At 45.5% G+C, this 16,842-nt stretch carries 17 protein-coding genes; 9 read left to right on the top strand and 8 right to left on the bottom strand.

Annotated elements, in window-relative coordinates:
- Positions 1-23: 23 nt before the first annotated feature.
- Positions 24-1,313 (bottom strand): NAD(P)/FAD-dependent oxidoreductase, encoded by a 1,290-nt coding sequence (locus tag ACQY8X_RS01485; RefSeq protein ID WP_428033365.1) that lies wholly within the window; start codon positions 1,311-1,313, stop codon positions 24-26.
- A 572-nt stretch (positions 1,314-1,885) separates the two neighbouring features.
- Between ACQY8X_RS01485 and ACQY8X_RS01480 the strand changes: the two genes are divergently transcribed.
- The 3 genes from ACQY8X_RS01480 to ACQY8X_RS01470 are packed head-to-tail and all read left to right on the top strand — an operon-like array spanning position 1,886 to position 3,658.
- A complete protein-coding gene (locus tag ACQY8X_RS01480) occupies positions 1,886-2,293 on the top strand; it encodes a PilZ domain-containing protein (protein ID WP_428033364.1) in 408 nt (135 codons plus the stop codon).
- Positions 2,286-2,609: a hypothetical protein gene (locus ACQY8X_RS01475; RefSeq protein ID WP_428033363.1), complete on the top strand. Its 324-nt coding sequence runs from the start codon at positions 2,286-2,288 to the stop codon at positions 2,607-2,609. Before ACQY8X_RS01480 ends, ACQY8X_RS01475 begins: the two co-directional genes overlap by 8 nt.
- Positions 2,606-3,658: an AAA family ATPase gene (locus ACQY8X_RS01470; RefSeq protein ID WP_428033362.1), complete on the top strand. Its 1,053-nt coding sequence runs from the start codon at positions 2,606-2,608 to the stop codon at positions 3,656-3,658. Before ACQY8X_RS01475 ends, ACQY8X_RS01470 begins: the two co-directional genes overlap by 4 nt.
- 119 nt (positions 3,659-3,777) lie before the next feature.
- Here ACQY8X_RS01470 and ACQY8X_RS01465 read toward each other — a convergent pair whose 3' ends face one another.
- The 3 genes from ACQY8X_RS01465 to ACQY8X_RS01455 form a co-directional block, all read right to left on the bottom strand.
- Entirely contained in the window at positions 3,778-5,979 is a 2,202-nt protein-coding gene (locus ACQY8X_RS01465; protein ID WP_428033361.1) for an OsmC domain/YcaO domain-containing protein, read from the bottom strand.
- Positions 5,980-6,167: 188 nt separating this feature from the next.
- Positions 6,168-7,997 carry a methyl-accepting chemotaxis protein gene (locus ACQY8X_RS01460; protein ID WP_428033360.1) on the bottom strand — a complete coding sequence of 610 codons (1,830 nt, stop codon included), beginning with the start codon at positions 7,995-7,997 and terminating at the stop codon, positions 6,168-6,170.
- A gap of 346 nt (positions 7,998-8,343) precedes the next feature.
- Positions 8,344-8,742: a GFA family protein gene (locus ACQY8X_RS01455; protein ID WP_428033359.1), complete on the bottom strand. Its 399-nt coding sequence runs from the start codon at positions 8,740-8,742 to the stop codon at positions 8,344-8,346.
- A gap of 32 nt (positions 8,743-8,774) precedes the next feature.
- Between ACQY8X_RS01455 and ACQY8X_RS01450 the strand changes: the two genes are divergently transcribed.
- Positions 8,775-8,978 (top strand): helix-turn-helix domain-containing protein, encoded by a 204-nt coding sequence (locus tag ACQY8X_RS01450; protein ID WP_428033358.1) that lies wholly within the window; start codon positions 8,775-8,777, stop codon positions 8,976-8,978.
- A 201-nt stretch (positions 8,979-9,179) separates the two neighbouring features.
- On the opposite strand, the gene ACQY8X_RS01445 is transcribed toward ACQY8X_RS01450, so the two are convergent.
- Entirely contained in the window at positions 9,180-9,767 is a 588-nt protein-coding gene (locus tag ACQY8X_RS01445) for a CGNR zinc finger domain-containing protein (RefSeq protein WP_428033357.1), read from the bottom strand.
- Positions 9,768-9,859: 92 nt separating this feature from the next.
- On the opposite strand from ACQY8X_RS01445, the gene ACQY8X_RS01440 reads away from it, so the two are divergent.
- Entirely contained in the window at positions 9,860-10,663 is an 804-nt protein-coding gene (locus ACQY8X_RS01440; protein WP_428033356.1) for an alpha/beta fold hydrolase, read from the top strand.
- Between the two features lie 854 nt (positions 10,664-11,517).
- Here the strand turns inward: ACQY8X_RS01440 and ACQY8X_RS01435 are convergent.
- The 3 genes from ACQY8X_RS01435 to ACQY8X_RS01425 all read right to left on the bottom strand — a co-directional run bounded on the left by ACQY8X_RS01435 (position 11,518) and on the right by ACQY8X_RS01425 (position 13,560).
- A complete protein-coding gene (locus ACQY8X_RS01435; protein ID WP_428033355.1) occupies positions 11,518-12,063 on the bottom strand; it encodes a hypothetical protein in 546 nt (181 codons plus the stop codon).
- Between the two features lie 350 nt (positions 12,064-12,413).
- Positions 12,414-13,250, bottom strand: a complete 837-nt coding sequence (locus tag ACQY8X_RS01430; RefSeq protein WP_428033354.1) for an ImmA/IrrE family metallo-endopeptidase — start codon at positions 13,248-13,250, stop codon at positions 12,414-12,416.
- Positions 13,231-13,560: a helix-turn-helix domain-containing protein gene (locus ACQY8X_RS01425; protein WP_428033353.1), complete on the bottom strand. Its 330-nt coding sequence runs from the start codon at positions 13,558-13,560 to the stop codon at positions 13,231-13,233. Before ACQY8X_RS01425 ends, ACQY8X_RS01430 begins: the two co-directional genes overlap by 20 nt.
- Positions 13,561-13,687: 127 nt before the next feature.
- Between ACQY8X_RS01425 and ACQY8X_RS01420 the strand changes: the two genes are divergently transcribed.
- Genes ACQY8X_RS01420 through ACQY8X_RS01405 form a run of 4 tightly spaced genes read left to right on the top strand, consistent with a single transcriptional unit; the run spans position 13,688 to position 16,827 of the window.
- Complete coding sequence (locus tag ACQY8X_RS01420; protein WP_428033352.1) at positions 13,688-14,653, top strand: CBASS oligonucleotide cyclase; 966 nt, start codon at positions 13,688-13,690, stop codon at positions 14,651-14,653.
- Positions 14,654-14,660: 7 nt separating this feature from the next.
- Positions 14,661-15,173, top strand: coding sequence for a hypothetical protein (locus ACQY8X_RS01415; RefSeq protein ID WP_428033351.1), 513 nt, complete (start codon positions 14,661-14,663; stop codon positions 15,171-15,173).
- Positions 15,170-16,108, top strand: a complete 939-nt coding sequence (locus ACQY8X_RS01410) for an AAA family ATPase (protein WP_428033350.1) — start codon at positions 15,170-15,172, stop codon at positions 16,106-16,108. The genes ACQY8X_RS01415 and ACQY8X_RS01410 overlap by 4 nt, the downstream gene beginning before the upstream one ends.
- A complete protein-coding gene (locus ACQY8X_RS01405) occupies positions 16,105-16,827 on the top strand; it encodes a DUF6602 domain-containing protein (RefSeq protein ID WP_428033349.1) in 723 nt (240 codons plus the stop codon). Before ACQY8X_RS01410 ends, ACQY8X_RS01405 begins: the two co-directional genes overlap by 4 nt.
- Positions 16,828-16,842: the final 15 nt, after the last annotated feature.

Below are 16,842 nucleotides of genomic sequence, written 5' to 3'. Positions count from 1 at the left end.
TCCTGCCGCAACAGTCCGCTGCTTTAATGCAGTTTCATTTTTGGCTTCACGGTTCCACTGATCTTCTGGGCCCAGTACACCGCAGCCGCTCTCAACCAGCCATGGATAGCAATCTGGTGCATCCGGTAAAGCGAGATATACACTAATCTGGCAAGCTTCCCTTCGATAAACATCGTGCCGTTAGTGAGATTACCCATCAGGCTGCCAACCGTACTATATCGACTCAGGTTAACCAGCGAGCCATGATCCTTGTAGATATAGCTCTGTAGCGGCTTACCCTGTTCTAACAGAAGAATATTCTTATATACCAGACTTGCCATCTGATGCGCCGACTGCGCCCGGGGCGGAACCCAGCTGCCATCCGGTTGCTCGCAGGCACAACAATCTCCGATAACAAACACAGCGTCATCCACAGTACTCTGCAAGGTGGGCTTCACCACAATCTGACCATTGCGGTTGGTATCAAACAAACCGGTCTGCCTGATAAAATCCGGTGCCTTAACGCCAGCAGCCCAAACCTGCAGATCAGCACTAATCAGTGCGCCATCACCGGTCACAAAGCCCTCTTCGGTTGAACTGGTCACCCGCACATTTTCATGAATACTGATGCCCAGAGCCATCAACTCTTTTTTCGCTGCCGTCGCTATCCTTACAGGTAATGCAGGCAATATCCGTGGGCCAGCCTCAATCAGGTCGATACTCAGTCGCTTACCCGACATCTCCGGCATGCCGTAGATCTTAAACAGATCAGCAACATGATAGAGTTCTGCTGCCAACTCAACACCGGTGGCACCACCACCGACAATGGCCAGCCGCAGTTTCGCTTCCGATGCTTTCTGGTTGATCCGTAAAAACTGGTTTAACAGTGCCCGGTGAAAGCGTTCAGCCTGCTGATGGGAATCCAGGAAATAGCTGTGCTCAGCGACCCCAGGTGTACCGAAATCATTACTGACACTGCCGACCGCCATCACCAGAGTATCAAAAGAGATCTCCCGCTCCGGTAATACCTCTTTCCCCTCTTCATCTTTGAACGATTGCAAACGGATACTTTTAGCAACCCTATCCAGGCCGATCATCGTCCCCAGCTGAAACTGATAATAGTGCGCTGCGGCATGAGCACGATAGACAACACCATCACTGTTCATATCCAGCGAACCCGTGGCGACTTCGTGTAATAAGGGTTTCCAGATATGACTGCGATTACGATCAACCAGGATGATATTGGCGCGTTTCTTTTTACCCAGCTTATGGCCCAGGCGTGTTGCCAGCTCAAGACCACCAGCCCCTCCCCCTACGATGACGATTGTTTTCATTTCAGATCCTCAAAAAAGTCAGGTTAGCACTCAGGCCTAAGCGCTAACCTGACTCAGCTGTGCAGAAAACAGCGGCGCTACAGTATAAATAAACCCTCTGTAAGCAAATTTATAAATATATCGATAGTGCTAAACAGCCGATACTTTCAGGCAGGGCGTTACACGTCAGATGTCTGCTGACTAAAAAATTGACACAGATCATAGATTATGAAGAAGAGCACTCCCAGAGTAAACGTTCGCAGGTGCTGAGCAACACAAATTCTGTTGCTCAGTCCTCCCCCTGACGGCGCGAAGATTCAGCCCTGCAGCCGCCCAGATTCAAACAGTTGTTCATCCAGAGCAGAAAGAACCCTCTTTAGCCAGCCTTATCTGCTCCAGCCGATACCCATTTTAAGAGGTCTGCCGCTTGAGAAAACAGGTGATTATTGCTTAGATAAGGCAGATAAGCTGCTTTTTATAATTATCTTTAACTCTGGACTTTTGGTGCCCTTACTCAGCTTTATCAACCTCCAAATCAGATCAAAGCATAATCTGTCTGGTTATATGGATATGGTTATCAAAGAGGTTATTCAATGAAACTCATACATGATGACACGCTTGAATTTGAAGAAATTTCGTGTGATTCAGAATCAATTCTTGTCTCCCGTAAGTCCTACCGGCTGCCAATACAGGACCGGGATAACAATTTACTGGAAGCCAACGGCAAAACTTACCCCCTGCTAGACATCAGCACCGAAGGCGTTTGCATCGGTATTGAAGCCACCTCCCCAATCTCCTCGGAGGATATCCAGCCAAGCTGCAAACTGACGCTCGGCGGACAGAGCTTCGACGGTTTAGAAGGTGAAGTGGTGCACGCCTCTCTCGATGGTGACGGTAACTGGATATGTGGAATTCAGTGGCTGAAGGTCGATGAAGAGACGCTGAACTCAATAGAACAGATGCTAGTAAAGCTCCGTAAGGAAATTTTTGATAATGCCTGATCAGAACAAGCTCGACATTATGGGAATGTTGCTCAGCGAAGAGGTCGGAGACGACATCGACGAGCTGCAACAACTTAACAACATCATTTTTTGCGATACTGATACGACCCCTTTAAACGAAGCCGAGTCCCGCAAGGATCAGGGTGAACTTATCTGGCAGACCGATAGTGATCAGTTTGCGATTCACGCCTGGAAGTTAAAAGGCAAAATAAGTCTTAAATTTATCACCAAGTCTAAAACTAACGTCTCAGTGGAAAGACTGGCCAAGATTGCCTTGAAGGCTATCCTGGAAGATCTTAAGAAGGCTAACCCATGACTATTATTGTTTGCCCAAACTGTTCTCGAAAGCATCATGCTGATACCAGTAAGGTCGCTGCAAAGAAACGCTTCGTGGTGCGGTGCAAGGCGTGTGATCATAAGTTTCTGATCAACCTTGATAACAGCGAGATCATTCAGCCTGTTGCCTCTCCTGTTCCGCCAGCGCCAGCGCCGGCAGTGCAGCCCCAGACCGCCAGTAATCCCGTAGCGCAAAGCGCGCAACCCCCTGCCGCCCCTCAAGGGCAGAAAACGCCGAGAAAAATCTGTGTATCACTCAGTAAAGGAGGGGTCGGTAAAACCACGACCGCAGTGAATCTCAGTGCCGGTCTGGCGATGGCGGGCTATAAAGTATTGCTGATCGATACCGATACCCAGGGCCAGTCATCCTTTATGCTGGGTAAGAAGCCCCCAGCAGGCCTGACCGAACTGCTCACCGGCGAACTGACGCCAAAAGAAACCATCGTTGAAGCACGGCCAAATCTGTTTCTGTTAAGCGGTGGACGTTCTCTGGCGGGTGTTAAGCGAATCATTGATAAAAAGAGTTTCGGTTCTGAGTGGACACTGTCTGAAGCGATGGAGAGTCTCGATAAAGAGTATGACTATGTCGTTATCGACACCTCGCCCGGCTGGGATCAACTCACGGTTAACGTGCTGTTTTACGCCACCGAGGTGCTGACACCGGTATCTCTTGAGGTAATGTCGCTGCACGGTCTGGCGGAATTTACCAAAAACCTCCATGCGATCAAGAAATATAAAGAGATCGATCTCAACTATATTTTGCCAACATTTCTTGACACCCGGGTGGAACAGCCGCAAAACATCTATCGCAAACTGCAAAGCCTCTACGGTGATAAAGTGTGTACACCGATTCGCTATGACGAACAGCTAAGCCGCTCGCCCTCCCATGGAGAAACCATCTTTGAGTTTCTGCCTGACGGTGATGGCGCTGCTGATTATTCGGCGCTGGTGCGAACCATTACCGGCAATAAAGCCATTCTTCTCGGAGACAAAAAAAATCACGATGAAACGGTGATTCCCTCTCTGTAGAACAGCCAGCTTCAGGCCCAAAAAAAGACAAACACCGGTTTGTCTTTTTTTTCGATAGTCAGCGGCTAAACCGACCGCCAACACCGGCTTTTACCGCTTATAGCCGGTTCAGCGCTACCTTAACCGGCCTGGTAAACGGCTTTTCGCGCCTGATGCAGTTTCTTGTAACTCTCAATCAGGCGCAGATGCTTATCCAGCCCTTCCAGCTTCATACTGGTGGGTGTCAGGCCATAGAACTTCACCTCAGCATTGACAGAACCAACCACATTTTCCATCACCTCTGCGCCAAACATCCGCCGCAGACTGTGCAGGTAGTCGTCCAGCTCCAGCTCATCATCCAGCACGATTGTCAGCACCGCATTCATCGCCCGATAGAAGAGTCCGCGCTCAACGGTATTGTCATTGTATTGCAGAAAGCTATCCACCAGCTCCTGTGCGTCTTCATGTTGCTGCAATGCCAGATAGATGAGGATCTTAAGCTCCAGAATAGTGAGCTGTCCCCAGACCGTGTTTTCATCGAACTCAATACCGATAAAGGTTTTGATCTCGGTGTAGTTGTCCTCTTCACTCTCTTCCAGTCTCTCGACCAGATCCGCCAGCTCGTCATCATCCAGTGAGTGGATGTTGAGAATATCCTCACGGAACCAGATCGCTTTATTGGTGTTGTCCCAGACCAGATCCTCCACCGGATAGACCTCAGAGTAATCGGGCACCAGAATCCGGCAGGCAGAGGCGGTCTGATCAGGCCCGAAACCATTGAAGGTGGCGACATAAACCTCTTTCCCCATCGCCTGCAGGATCGCCATCAGACGGTCGCACTCCTCCTCATTGGTACCTGAGAAGTCCCACTCAACAAAGTTGTAATCGTGCTTAGCACTGAAGAAACGCCAGGAGATCACGCCGGTTGAATCGATAAAGTGTTCCACAAAGTTATTGGGTTCAGTGACCGCCATACTGTTAAAGGTAGGCGGTGGCAGATCGTTAAGACCTTCAAAGCTTCTCCCCTGCAGCAGCTCAGTCAGACTGCGCTCCAGCGCAACCTCAAAACTGGGGTGTGCACCAAAGGAGGCAAACACACCACCGGTGCGGGGGTTCATCAGGGTGACACACATCACCGGGAACTGGCCACCCAGGGATGCATCCTTGACCACAACCGGAAAGCCCTGCTCTTCAAGCCCCTGAATACCGGCGAGAATGCCTGGGAACTTCTCCAGAACGGCCTGAGGAACATCCGGGAGTACGATCTCCTGCTCAATAATCTGCCGCTTCACCGCCCGCTCGAATATCTCTGACAGGCACTGCACTTTCGCTTCAAACAGGTTGTTACCGGCACTCATGCCGTTACTGAGAAAGAGGTTTTCCAACAGGTTGGATGGAAACCAGACGGTTTCATTATCGGACTGACGCACATAGGGAATCGCACAGATACCCCGTTCATAGTTACCGGAGTTGGTATCGATCAGATTAGAGCCCTGCAACTCACCATCCGGGTTATAGATCTCCAGACAGTAGTCATCCAGCAAACCTTCTGGAATGGCATCATCGTCAGTGAGCGGAAACCACTTTTCATTCGGGTAGTGGACAAACTCAGCGTTCGCCAGCTCTTCGCCGAAGAACTGATCGTTGTAGAAGAAGTTGCAGCTGAGACGCTCAATAAACTCACCCAGCGCTGAACAGAGAGCGCTCTCTTTGGTGGCCCCTTTACCGTTGGTAAAACAGAGCTCTGAGGCAGCATCGCGGATATTCAGTGACCAGACATTGGGCACGATATTACGCCAGGAGGTAATCTCAATCTTCATGCCCAGCCCTTCGAGAATGCCGGTCATGTTGGCGATGGTTTTCTCCAGTGGCAGATCTTTCCCTTCAATCATGGTGCTCACACCATCATCAGGAATTCCCATCGCCATAATCGAGGCATCGGCATCCAGATTTTCAACGGTTTCGATCTTAAATTCCGGCCCTTCCTGCACCACTTTCTTCACGGTACAACGTTCGATGGAACGCAGAATGCCGGTGCGGTCTTTGTCGGAGATCGATTCTGGCAGTTCAACCCGAATCTGGAAGATCTGGTTATAACGGTTTTCCGGATCAACAATATTGCTCTGGGAGAGACGAATATCATCGGTCGGTATATCCCGGGCGTTACAGTAAACCTTGACAAAATAAGCTGCACAGAGCGCTGAAGATGCCAGAAAATAATCAAACGGGCTCGGGGCAGAACCATCCCCTTTATAACGGATCGGCTGATCGGCAGTGACGGTGAAATCATCAAACTTCGCTTCAAGCCTGAGGTTATCTAAAAAATTTACTTTGATTTCCATCTGAATACTCTATCGGAAACTTTTATAAGGATATCGATATAACTACCGACTTAGAGATTGCGCAGACTTAGCCCGGTTACAGCCCCTGTTTTGGGCAGCATTTTACACTAATAGGCAGCTTAAAAACGATCTGATTACGATTAATATCAGTAAAGGAGACGCGCACCGATATACGGTGCGCGGTTAAATCAGTGAGAAGCGTTTAACAGCTGCTCAGGCGGAAAGGCGGTACAGAAGTTACCCCAATGACGGCCATTAACGTAAAGTGGCACCGAGATAGAGTTGAGGATCTCACCGGTATCCCGGATAAAGGTTAACAGCAGAAACGGTGAGGTCTGGCTGGCCCGGCGTATCTCAGCCCGGCTACCATTGTAGATACGACGATGCCGGCTAAGTTGGTTATCTTTCTCAAAATCCCCCGTCATAGGTTTGGATACCTTGGCGTTATGTGCCGGGCAATAGCCATTCACATCAAAGGCTGAAGCGATCAGAAATGCAGGTTTATCCGCTATAAAACGGTCAAACAGTGGCTGCATAACCCGCTCAAATTTGTCGGTATAGCTGGTGTCAAATTTTTCAGGTTTCTGGTCAGGATTCGTTCGTTGATACTGGGTATCAAAAACATTTAATCCAGCATCGGCCAGCTTTTGTAACTCTCTCTGGGTCTCACCCGCCCACCCGGTTGCAGTCGTCACGATCTCTTCAAATCCACCATAACCAATACTGAAGCGGGATAGCAGTTCCTGCATCTCTTCTGTTGCCGTTTCCAGATTGATTGAGTGTTCGGCAGAGACCGTCATCTCTGACTGTATATGGTCTGACAGTTCAGCTATTTTGGAAACATGCTCGTGAGTACTGTTATTGGTATAAGACATCTCCTCAATAGCCGCACTGATCTCACTCATCTGGCTATGTACTGTTTCAAAATCAGTAATCATCGCCACAAACTTATCGCTGGTTTGAGAGATAAAACTATCGGTTTCAGAGACATAGCTTTTAATTTTTGACGCGCCAGAGCGGGTATCATCCACCAGAGTGACCATCTGGTGAATATTTTTGTCGATCTCCTGGGTGGCTGTATTCACCTTCTGAGACAGACTGCGAACTTCATCTGCCACCACGGCGAAGCCGCGACCAGCCTCGCCCGCCCGCGCCGCTTCAATAGACGCATTCAGCGCCAGCAGGTTAGTCTGATCAGAGAACGCCTGCACCAGCTTCAGCACTTCAATAATGTTGCTGGAGTTATCCGATAGCTGCAGCACGACATTCTGAAAATCGGTCAATTGATCTTCAATCGCATGGATCTGACCTTTAACACGCGCCATATCCTCACCAGCGGTCCGAATCTCAGTCAGGTTAAGATCATTACGTTTGGCGATATTCTGAGTATGCAGAGCAATGCCCTCAATCGCCTGAGTAGCTTCCTGACTGGCCTGAAACACCTTTTGTGCCTGGTCCACCTGTGATTCAGCCGTGCCTTTCGTTTCAAGCAGAACCTTCTGAAGCTGACTGACACTTAAAGAAACCCTGACACTGCGCTCCCGGGTATCCGCGATGATCTGCTTCAGACTGCCGGAAAAACCATTATAGTTTTCCGCCATGCCGGCAATCTCATCGAATGTTTTCACCGGCAGTGTGGCCGATATATCACCCTCTTTATCTTTCACTGCGCTGAGTACGATGTTCATATCCCGAATCGGAGATAAAAACAGGTGCCGCATAAAATAGATACTAAAAACAGTGACGACCAAAATGAAAATCACCATCAGCATGACGACATTAGAAAGCGAGTGGGTGAGCGATAATAACTCACTGCTAATCGCAGGATCCGCGTCTGCTTGCTGCGGCAGATTAAGCAAAGAAGTATATATCCAGTAGCAGACCCCAAGCAGAAGAAGGCTGGGTAGCTGCAAAAAAGCCACGTTGCCGATAATTTTCTTAGTCAACGTATAGAAGAAAGTCTTCTCTACCGTTTTATACATACCCACTTCTTTCATCTCCATTATTATTTTTGTCACATCTCATGAAACCAGAGTCAATAATGCCTGATAAGGAAAAACTCTTAATGACACATAATTTATTTCTATTGATTGAAATTGAGTATCACTTAAAAGAAGCCCATTAGCAAAACCTCTGTATGACGGATCAACAAACAATTACCCAAAATGGTTATGCATAGCTATGTTGATTAAAGTAGGATTTCCACTTTTGTTGATTGCTGACGAAAGCCGTCAGGATAGATGGCTGGAGGTGGCAAATGAACGGATAGTCTGCCCCGCCAATATGACTTTCAGGAGATCTCTCTTCACCCTGATCTGTTTTTACCGTTAGGAAGCACCAATCGTACTGTTATGTGACAGTCGCTCACTCCGGCAGACCGTCGAATTCTGGCACCTCACCTACCCCATCCCAAGCCGCTTTGCTGGATGAGAAAATGTGCGCCGTGGGCACCCTGCCGATTTTTGTGTCCAGACACCCTGCCGGCACGACGAGCAAACCTGCAACCTGAGTACCTGGCAATGCCGAACCACACAACTTACAAAAGCTTTTGCTATGATGAGTCCCTGGAAGCGTAAAAGAAGTCACCGCATCTGCACCTGAAAGCCAGTTTAATTTAGCTGACGTTGAGAACAGATTTGCCGCATGAGCAGAACCGGTATCTTTTTGGCAATGTTGACAATGACACAAGTAAAAGCTCTCAAACTCCCCTTGCACTTCAAATGTAACCGTGCCACACAGACAAGAACCAAAGTAATCAGCCATAACGTTTCCCTATTTGAAGAGTGCGATGAATAGTGCAGCAACATATAATTTCGATGCGATTGAAAAAAGCCCATGAAGACCTTGCCAACACTTTGATGAAAAACCGAAAAACCCCTGAAATAGCCTACAGCTGGGGTTTTCATTACTCGACACACGTTACCCGGCGCTTCAGAGCCATCTATGAGTGTACACCCACAAATGACCGGCAGCAGGTTTTAGAGGAATTTCAGAGTTGAATTGAGTGTTAACAACGGTGAGCTCACAACCATGTTTCACATTCCTTAACTTAACCCTGAAAGATAAGTACATATGCAAGCATAAACATTCAGGAATGGAAGTGACTGGCGGTGGACTGTAACGCCAAGAGTCTTCGTTTTAATTACTTCAAAACAACGAATGTCTCGGGGTTTTAAAAAGCTATCAGCCTTGCTAAAACACTATTGCTTGCGGTTTCTGAAAGATACAGACTTTGCCCGGTTTCCACATGTTCTCATGTTGCACCACCGCCGCCCCCTGCCCCGACCTTGATTCAGGAACATCCATGAGCAACGCCCACACTCTTTGAGTTTAGAAATGTCGTGAAAACGTAGCAGACTCTCAATGGATAGCGTCAGAACGTCAATGACCCAGTTCGGATTAACCATATCGGGTACCCATATATAGTTGTTTCCTTTCAGTTTCAAAGACGAGTTATTTAGCGCAATTCTTATACCCTCTTCAAGCTTTTGCAGCGCTTCATCCGTTTGTGTTTCTCCCGATGCTATGCCGCTAAGTGAAGCATATGCAGTCTCCCTTAGTTCGTGAATGCTTGTCAGCAAAGTTGTAATGTCGGTTTGTTGTATCTCATTTTCCAACGCATTCATCTGTTGTTCGCTGAAGAGAGATGAAGCGTTCGCCCATCCCAGAAAGCCTGGCCAGTCAGAAATACGACTACTGTCTCTGCACTTATCCTGATCATCGACGGTATTCACAAAATCAAGTGCAGGATGCCCACCAATGAACGCATCTTCATTACATAGCGCCATACCATAACCTATTACTTCAATTTAACGGTTGTTTAATTCTACCCGACTAACTAACCTATTATATCTTATTAACGGTTATACGGGTGCGTTTTATGCTTAATTTGTCACATCGTTTCACATTTGAAGGGCAGGATATTGCATGGGGGTGTATTGGCGAAGGTGAACCACTCGTTCTTATTCACGGAACGCCCTTTTCCTCACAGGTCTGGAGGAAGATCGCACCACTGCTGGCAAGGCGAAATAAAGTCTACTATTTCGATCTGCTTGGATATGGATTATCAGAAAAGCGAGAAGGCCAGGATGTATCGCTGGCGATTCAAAATACTCTGTTTACTGCTCTGCTTCAGGAATGGGGAATCGAGAAGCCTGAAGTGCTCTGTCATGATTTTGGTGGCGCAACCGCGTTGCGGGCGTACTACCTGAATGGCATCCGTTATGCCCGTCTTACTATTATTGACCCGGTAGCCGTCGCTCCCTGGGGATCGCCGTTTGTCAGCCATGTCCGTGAATACGAAGAAGCCTTTGCGGGACTACCCGCATATGCTCATGATGCTCTTCTCCGTGCATACCTTCAGAGTTCTGCGTATTCTGAACTGAGTGAAGAGACGCTTGAAATCTATATGGCCCCCTGGCAAGGCAGCATTGGACAATCAGCATTCTATCGCCAAATAGCACAGATGGATCAGCGCTACACCGATGAAATAAAGAAGCTTTACGCCCCCATGGAAGACCCAGTACAGATTTTGTGGGGCGAGAACGATGAATGGATACCTATTTCGCAGGGCAGGAAACTTGCAAACCTGCTGACCGGTGGAGTGTTAACAGCGGTTCCTGCATCGGGCCACCTGATGCAAGAGGACGCACCAGAAGCCATCGTGGCGGCTATGTTTGACTAAGAGAAACTTCACGTTTGAGAGGTGTCTGATTTGTGGTCATTCAGGTCAATCTGATGGTACCAATCGAGGTTAGTCCAACCCTCTTAACTGACTGTTCGTGGAAAACACCATGGTGTCCTATTGTAAAACTATTTTGTAGTACAGCGGCAATCACTGCATGCTATGCTAAAACTCATTCTGAACAAATGGAAAGAGGATAAGGGATAATGAAACGGGGCTTACAAAAGGACCTACGACTTTTTCAAATAAGATGGCGACGCCGACGTCGCTCCAATTCAAAGTTGCGGAAACCAACCCTATCCACGTGTTACTATTTTTCAAGGGACAAGGAGAATGATTACAATAACCAGTTTATATGTGCCATACATGAAGTCGGCCATATGGCTCTACTTCACTATCTTGTTCCAACTAAACTGATAAACGTTAGAATATGGAAAAACAATAGATTGGAGTGGGAAGGAGAGACAATTCCAGACACTATTCCTACTAATCTCGACTACCTAGCTAAATGCTTTGTTGCGGGATTTCTGGCTGAGATAATGGTCCATAAAGTATTATGTAGGCTTTCTTATAAAGAGTGTTATAAAATATTCAAAACTCAACCAGAAACCGCTCAAGACTATAACGGCTTTCGTAATACCTTTAAAGAACTGTTTACCGCAGAAACACATATCATATCTGAATTTGAGTATTACATATCAATACATGAAGAGGTGTATGGTTATTTACTACGATTTGGCATTGACCGCATGAATCAGACAGCAAAACTATTAGCAAGCAAAGGTAACTGCACATACAGAGATTCATGTTACCTGTATTAAAACTATCATAATTTGAGCACAGACTGCTGTTTTTTAAGTCTCTTTTTTCGATTCTGTAGGATACCAGCGAATAAAAACCTCATAAAACCCAAAACACGCAATGGCAAAATCAATTCGATTACCATGTTGTCCAAACATAAACTTTTGGCCTGGATTCCTAATCGGCATCACCAAATATCGGTTTTGTACTGGAGTAAACATCACTCCTAGTCCTTCGAGTTTATTTACCAGTCTTACCAATTCTTTCAGATCACCATTTTCAATACATGTTGATTTCGAGTGGGCTATTTTATTTCTAATTAAATTAATTTGATATATAACCTTTGCTATAGGTAGTGGCATACCAAATGCTGCCGAAAGGGCAAGCTTCATTCCAAAATCACGTGGTTCTCTAACAATTCTTCCGATATCTCCTCTTCGCTTTTCTTTTAAATATTCCACAAGCATTGCCTCTATCAACCAATGAAAACGAAGAACCGTTCCTAATTCGTCATCGGTTTCTAAGGCATTAATTACAGTAGATACGAGCTCTTGAAGCTCTTTAAGAAAGTGACTCAAAGAATCTATAAATCGTTCCATAAATTTCGGGCATCCTTAATGGGTTGAAAATGAATTTCGAGGCCTGATAGCGACAAAAATTGCTCCACTATCGACGTGTCGTGAACATCACGCTTTTATCACATAGGAGGAGTTATATATTTCAGTATGAACGAAGCTTTGGCCACTACCTCTGTAATCGGCCCTCCAAAAATTACCACACCGCTCTTCTCGAAATCTTAAATTTCCTTTACATGGTGGGCATACTGACACCAATCTTTGGCATTTAACATTAAAGCGATCTTCAACCTTCTTTTCACTCTGACTGGTTGAGCACGCTTTATCTATGCGCACCCCAAATCACTTTTACCACCAAAGGATCTGCCTATAGCTTACAACACTTCCAGCTGAATCACGGATATCGTAAAGTCATAAAGCTCTGAAAAAACGACCATCTCTTCACAGCTTTCTTCAAACCATACACCGGAAGGAATCGATACCCCTTTTCTTTGATTATCACGAGTAGTGGTGCCACTTGCTAATGAATGCTGAGGTACTGTAATTGGTGACTGATTACTCGTCTTGAAATAAACACCAGACCTATACGCAGCTTTGCTGGATCTTGCCCACAAGATAAAACCATCCCTCGATACAACAATTACCGCTCTTCGTTCAGTATATTCTATCCACCGAAGCGTTGCGGCGATCAATGACACAGCATACCGATCAGCACAAGATCCAATCATGTCCAGGTCAACTTTGATCGTATCTGGGATCTGCTTTCGGTAATCATCTAATGGCATTAGTAAGTTTGATGCAAAAACATTAGCTTGATGTTCAATCTGAGCGTAAGCAGAATCCCATCTCACCATATCTTGTTCCCCACACTGAATACCTTGAGGGTATTCAAGCCGATGAAGCAAATAATGGCCAAACTCATGAGCTAAAGTGTAATTTATACGTCCCTGCGACTCCATCGCATTATTATAGATTATCCCCCACCCCTTTTTACCTGAAGGAGCTTTAAATAGACCTCCATCAAACTTCGGAAGATTAGCCCCCTTGATCATAGTTATAGGGTCTTCAGGATATTTATGGTGTGAAAAATCTTTAGCAATATCCTTCACATTGACGGGAAAACGTTCCTGATCAGAAGAATACGCGTTTAAGATATGGGTTAGTTGAAAAGCCCATTTTTGTGGTGTCATATTATTCGCTATCTTCATCATCCCAAAGATCAACAAATGAACGAATCTTGGTCTTTGTCTTTTCATCCATTTGTTGATATTTACGATAAAAACGAGCATCAGCTGCATCTTCGATCGTGATGCTAGCCTCATCATCCATCAAGTACTCGATTGTGACGCCTAACTTTTCAGCAATCTTTGACACCTTCTCTGCGGATGGTCTAGGAGGGTTCTTGTTTTCGAGTTCCCAAATATAACTTTTACTGGAACCGGTGAGATCAGCCAATTTTTCAAGGGTATACCCCTTACCTATTCTAAGATCCTTAATCTTAGAACCCAACGCTGTAGACATAATAAATTTCCTTCACTACATCAAAAAGTTCGGAATTGACTTACATTATAAGCTTGACTTACGAATATTTCCATGGCTAAATTTGTTCAGCATTCCGAACTTATGGTGTTTCTTTTGAGGTATTACAATGTCTAGAACACACGTAGATCACAAAGACATAGCAAAATTTGCCCTGGATAAAGTCAATCTGCCGAAGACAAAGGCTGATGAATATAGGGCTCAAGCTCGTCGCTTACGTGAAAAGCTAGAAAGTTATTTGAAAGATCACCCAGACTTTTCACTCCGGAGAATGCAAATTTCAGGTAGTTTGGCCAAAGGCACTGCTCTTCGGTCACTCAACGATATCGACATAGCGTGCTACGTAAGTGGTGCTGATGCTCCTTCAGATATATCAAAGCTGCTAAAAGGTATTGCTGAAAACCTACGCAAAGCATTTCCGAACTTTTCACCTGATCAAGTTAAGCCTCAAACATATAGTATTTCAGTATCATTTAAGGGAACTGGGTTAGATGTAGATATCGTCCCCATACTCTATTACGGGGACAAAGACTGGTACGGCAATTTGGTAAGTCAGGATGACGGCTCTTTTCTTAAAACTAGCATCCCTAGACACCTGGAATTTGCAAAAAAACGAAAAGCTAGCCTGCCACATCATTTTGCTCAGGTTGTTAGACTGGCAAAGTACTGGGCTCGAAAAGAAAAACGAGAAAGGGACGGATTCAGATTTAAATCATTCATGATCGAAATGATTTTGGCAAAACTAGCAGATGACGGTGCTGATTTTTCTGATTACCCAGAAGCACTACAAAACTTCTTTACCTATATCGCCAGGACCGATATGAGAGAGTTAATTGTATTCAACGACTACTACCCGGCATCAGACATCGGAACCATTTCAACACCAGTAAAGATTATGGATCCAGTTAATCCAGAGAACAATGTCAGTCAGCTATACACGGATTATCAAGCCGACATTATTGTCGAAGCTGCATTGGATGCTGGCGATGCCATTGACGCTGCCTTATCTGCCACGTCCAAAACGGATACAGTTTACTATTGGCAGAAAGTTTTTGGCTCAACTTTCCAAGTGTGAGGTCACAATGAGCTATAGCTATTCAACAACCGAATCAACTACTTTCACTGTTACCCATGCAAAGCATATAGCAGCCAAAGTCGCCACTGATTTAAAGCGCATGCAACGTTTCTATGGAAAACCCAGTGATACGTCAATCGATCAATACGAATGTGAAATAGTCGAACTTCTAAAGCATGGTTACTTAGAAAAAGTTACTTATGGCTTTCAAAAAAATGACAACTGGATTGAACCGACACTCATTTATACATCTAGAGACCTCAGTATTTCAGAAAGTGATGATCCAGGAAAAATCAGGCCTGGTAAAAACATTGATAATGCATCATTTGCAAGCTTCCTTGAGTACTCTAACACTTGGAATACCTTATCTAGTGAAGAACGGAAAACTTTTAAGGAAAACTTACCCTTTCAACGTACTACAGGTGATACTCCTGGTGTCACTGGCTATCTAGAAGACGACAGGACTTATTCATCAGGCGGTAGATCATTAGCGCGGTCCAGTGTAAGGAGCTATACATGAACACAAAACCTTCCCTCGACGAACTGTTTGAAAAGCGAATATCATATCCCGACTTTGAGGCTCAGGATAGACTGGCACGCCTTGTTGGACTGGATGATAAGAAAAGCAGTCTTTCAAAAATGCTGGGCTTATTAATTAACTCAAAAGGCTTAGAAAATTGGGCTAATAAATACCACAGAGGGGCCGACCAACTAGTAAACATGATCTTGCGACGACCACCCCTAATTGTTTTAGCCGGCGATGTAGGTTCAGGTAAGACAGAGCTAGCTGAAACTATTGGTGATATGGTTGCAAGACAGGAAGACATTGATATCAACCTGTTCCCGTTAAGCCTGTCTGCTAGAGGCCAAGGCCGTGTCGGTGAAATGACTCAGCTTATCTCAAGTGCCTTTGATTATACCATTGCTGAAGCCCGAAAGTTAAAATCAGAAAACGGCCCAGCTCGAGGTGGAATAATACTACTCATAGACGAAGCTGACGCGCTAGCTCAGTCTAGAGAAGCAGCTCAAATGCACCATGAAGACAGAGCTGGAGTTAATGCATTCATTCGTGGAATTGACCGAATAGCCAACGGGCAACTACCTGTAGCCGTCGTTATGTGTACAAATCGTGTTAACGCACTCGATCCCGCCATTAAAAGACGAGCTGCTGACATACTTAGCTTCTCTAGACCTAACGCAGAGCAACGCTCATCAGTCCTAAGCAATCCATTATCTCAACTGAATTTCACGTCTGAACAGATTAAGACCATTGTTGATGCCACAGGCGTAACTCAAAACAGAACTTATGGATTTACTTTTTCTGATCTTACGCAAAGACTTATCCCGGGAATCGTTCTTGATGCTTACCCCCTGAAAGCCGTATCAGCCTCTAGAGCACTAGAAATCACTAAGACTATAACGCCTACCCCTCCTTTTAAAGAGGCAGACATATGAGTGAGTGGTCTTTACCTATAATACTGGAAAGCCTAAGCGAAGACATTGAACATCGCTTATCTACTATTAGACAGGCGTTCAATCATCCCGTAACAAAGGGGAATGGTACTGAAAACACCTGGATTGATTTACTTAATACTTACCTTCCAGAAAGATACAGAGCCAGTGAAGCTCATGTTGTCGATAGTAAAGGTGTTTTCAGCGGTCAAATGGACATCGTTGTTTACGACCGACAATATTCACCATTTGTTTTTCACTATGGAGGGCAAGTCATCGTACCTGCGGAAAGCGTTTATGCCGTTTTTGAAGTGAAACAGTCTCTGAATTTAGACATGATTAAATACGCTCAGGAGAAAGTAGCCAGCGTCAGAAGCTTACATAGAACCTCCTTGCCGATCCCATATGCCAATGGTACTTATCCAGCTAAGCCGCTAATACCGATTATTGGCGGTATACTTACCCTTGAAAGCGAATGGAGCCCAGCTTTTGGGATGCCACTATTAAAGCAACTGAAGGCAGATCAAGCAGAAGGACTTCTCGATATAAGCTGTGCAGCGAATCATGGTTATTTTTATTTCGATGACACTAACAGTGACTTTATCCTTAAGACACAACAGAAAGCCACTGCTGCCTTTTTATTCAAACTGATCTCAATATTGCAATTCAGTGGAACAGTTCCCATGATTGATGTTCAAGCATACGGAGATTGGTTAGCCTAAGGAAGAACTTTAGTC

It is taken from the genome of Amphritea sp. (assembly GCF_050300915.1).
Classification (GTDB): Bacteria; Pseudomonadota; Gammaproteobacteria; order Pseudomonadales; family Balneatricaceae; genus Amphritea.
The sequence above is the reverse complement of the archived record's forward strand: the minus strand, read 5'-3'. Positions and strand labels throughout refer to the sequence as shown.

What these genes read in the sequence shown, in the direction of transcription:
- ACQY8X_RS01485 (WP_428033365.1), bottom strand. Translation starts at nt 1,313, where the DNA reads ATGAAAACAATCGTCATCGTAGGGGGAGGGGCTGGTGGTCTTGAGCTG.
- ACQY8X_RS01480 (WP_428033364.1), top strand. Translation starts at nt 1,886, where the DNA reads ATGAAACTCATACATGATGACACGCTTGAATTTGAAGAAATTTCGTGT.
- ACQY8X_RS01475 (WP_428033363.1), top strand. Translation starts at nt 2,286, where the DNA reads ATGCCTGATCAGAACAAGCTCGACATTATGGGAATGTTGCTCAGCGAA.
- ACQY8X_RS01470 (WP_428033362.1), top strand. Translation starts at nt 2,606, where the DNA reads ATGACTATTATTGTTTGCCCAAACTGTTCTCGAAAGCATCATGCTGAT.
- ACQY8X_RS01465 (WP_428033361.1), bottom strand. Translation starts at nt 5,979, where the DNA reads ATGGAAATCAAAGTAAATTTTTTAGATAACCTCAGGCTTGAAGCGAAG.
- ACQY8X_RS01455 (WP_428033359.1), bottom strand. Translation starts at nt 8,742, where the DNA reads ATGGCTGATTACTTTGGTTCTTGTCTGTGTGGCACGGTTACATTTGAA.
- ACQY8X_RS01445 (WP_428033357.1), bottom strand. Translation starts at nt 9,767, where the DNA reads ATGGCGCTATGTAATGAAGATGCGTTCATTGGTGGGCATCCTGCACTT.
- ACQY8X_RS01440 (WP_428033356.1), top strand. Translation starts at nt 9,860, where the DNA reads ATGCTTAATTTGTCACATCGTTTCACATTTGAAGGGCAGGATATTGCA.
- ACQY8X_RS01435 (WP_428033355.1), bottom strand. Translation starts at nt 12,063, where the DNA reads ATGGAACGATTTATAGATTCTTTGAGTCACTTTCTTAAAGAGCTTCAA.
- ACQY8X_RS01430 (WP_428033354.1), bottom strand. Translation starts at nt 13,250, where the DNA reads ATGATGAAGATAGCGAATAATATGACACCACAAAAATGGGCTTTTCAA.
- ACQY8X_RS01425 (WP_428033353.1), bottom strand. Translation starts at nt 13,560, where the DNA reads ATGTCTACAGCGTTGGGTTCTAAGATTAAGGATCTTAGAATAGGTAAG.
- ACQY8X_RS01420 (WP_428033352.1), top strand. Translation starts at nt 13,688, where the DNA reads ATGTCTAGAACACACGTAGATCACAAAGACATAGCAAAATTTGCCCTG.
- ACQY8X_RS01415 (WP_428033351.1), top strand. Translation starts at nt 14,661, where the DNA reads ATGAGCTATAGCTATTCAACAACCGAATCAACTACTTTCACTGTTACC.
- ACQY8X_RS01410 (WP_428033350.1), top strand. Translation starts at nt 15,170, where the DNA reads ATGAACACAAAACCTTCCCTCGACGAACTGTTTGAAAAGCGAATATCA.
- ACQY8X_RS01405 (WP_428033349.1), top strand. Translation starts at nt 16,105, where the DNA reads ATGAGTGAGTGGTCTTTACCTATAATACTGGAAAGCCTAAGCGAAGAC.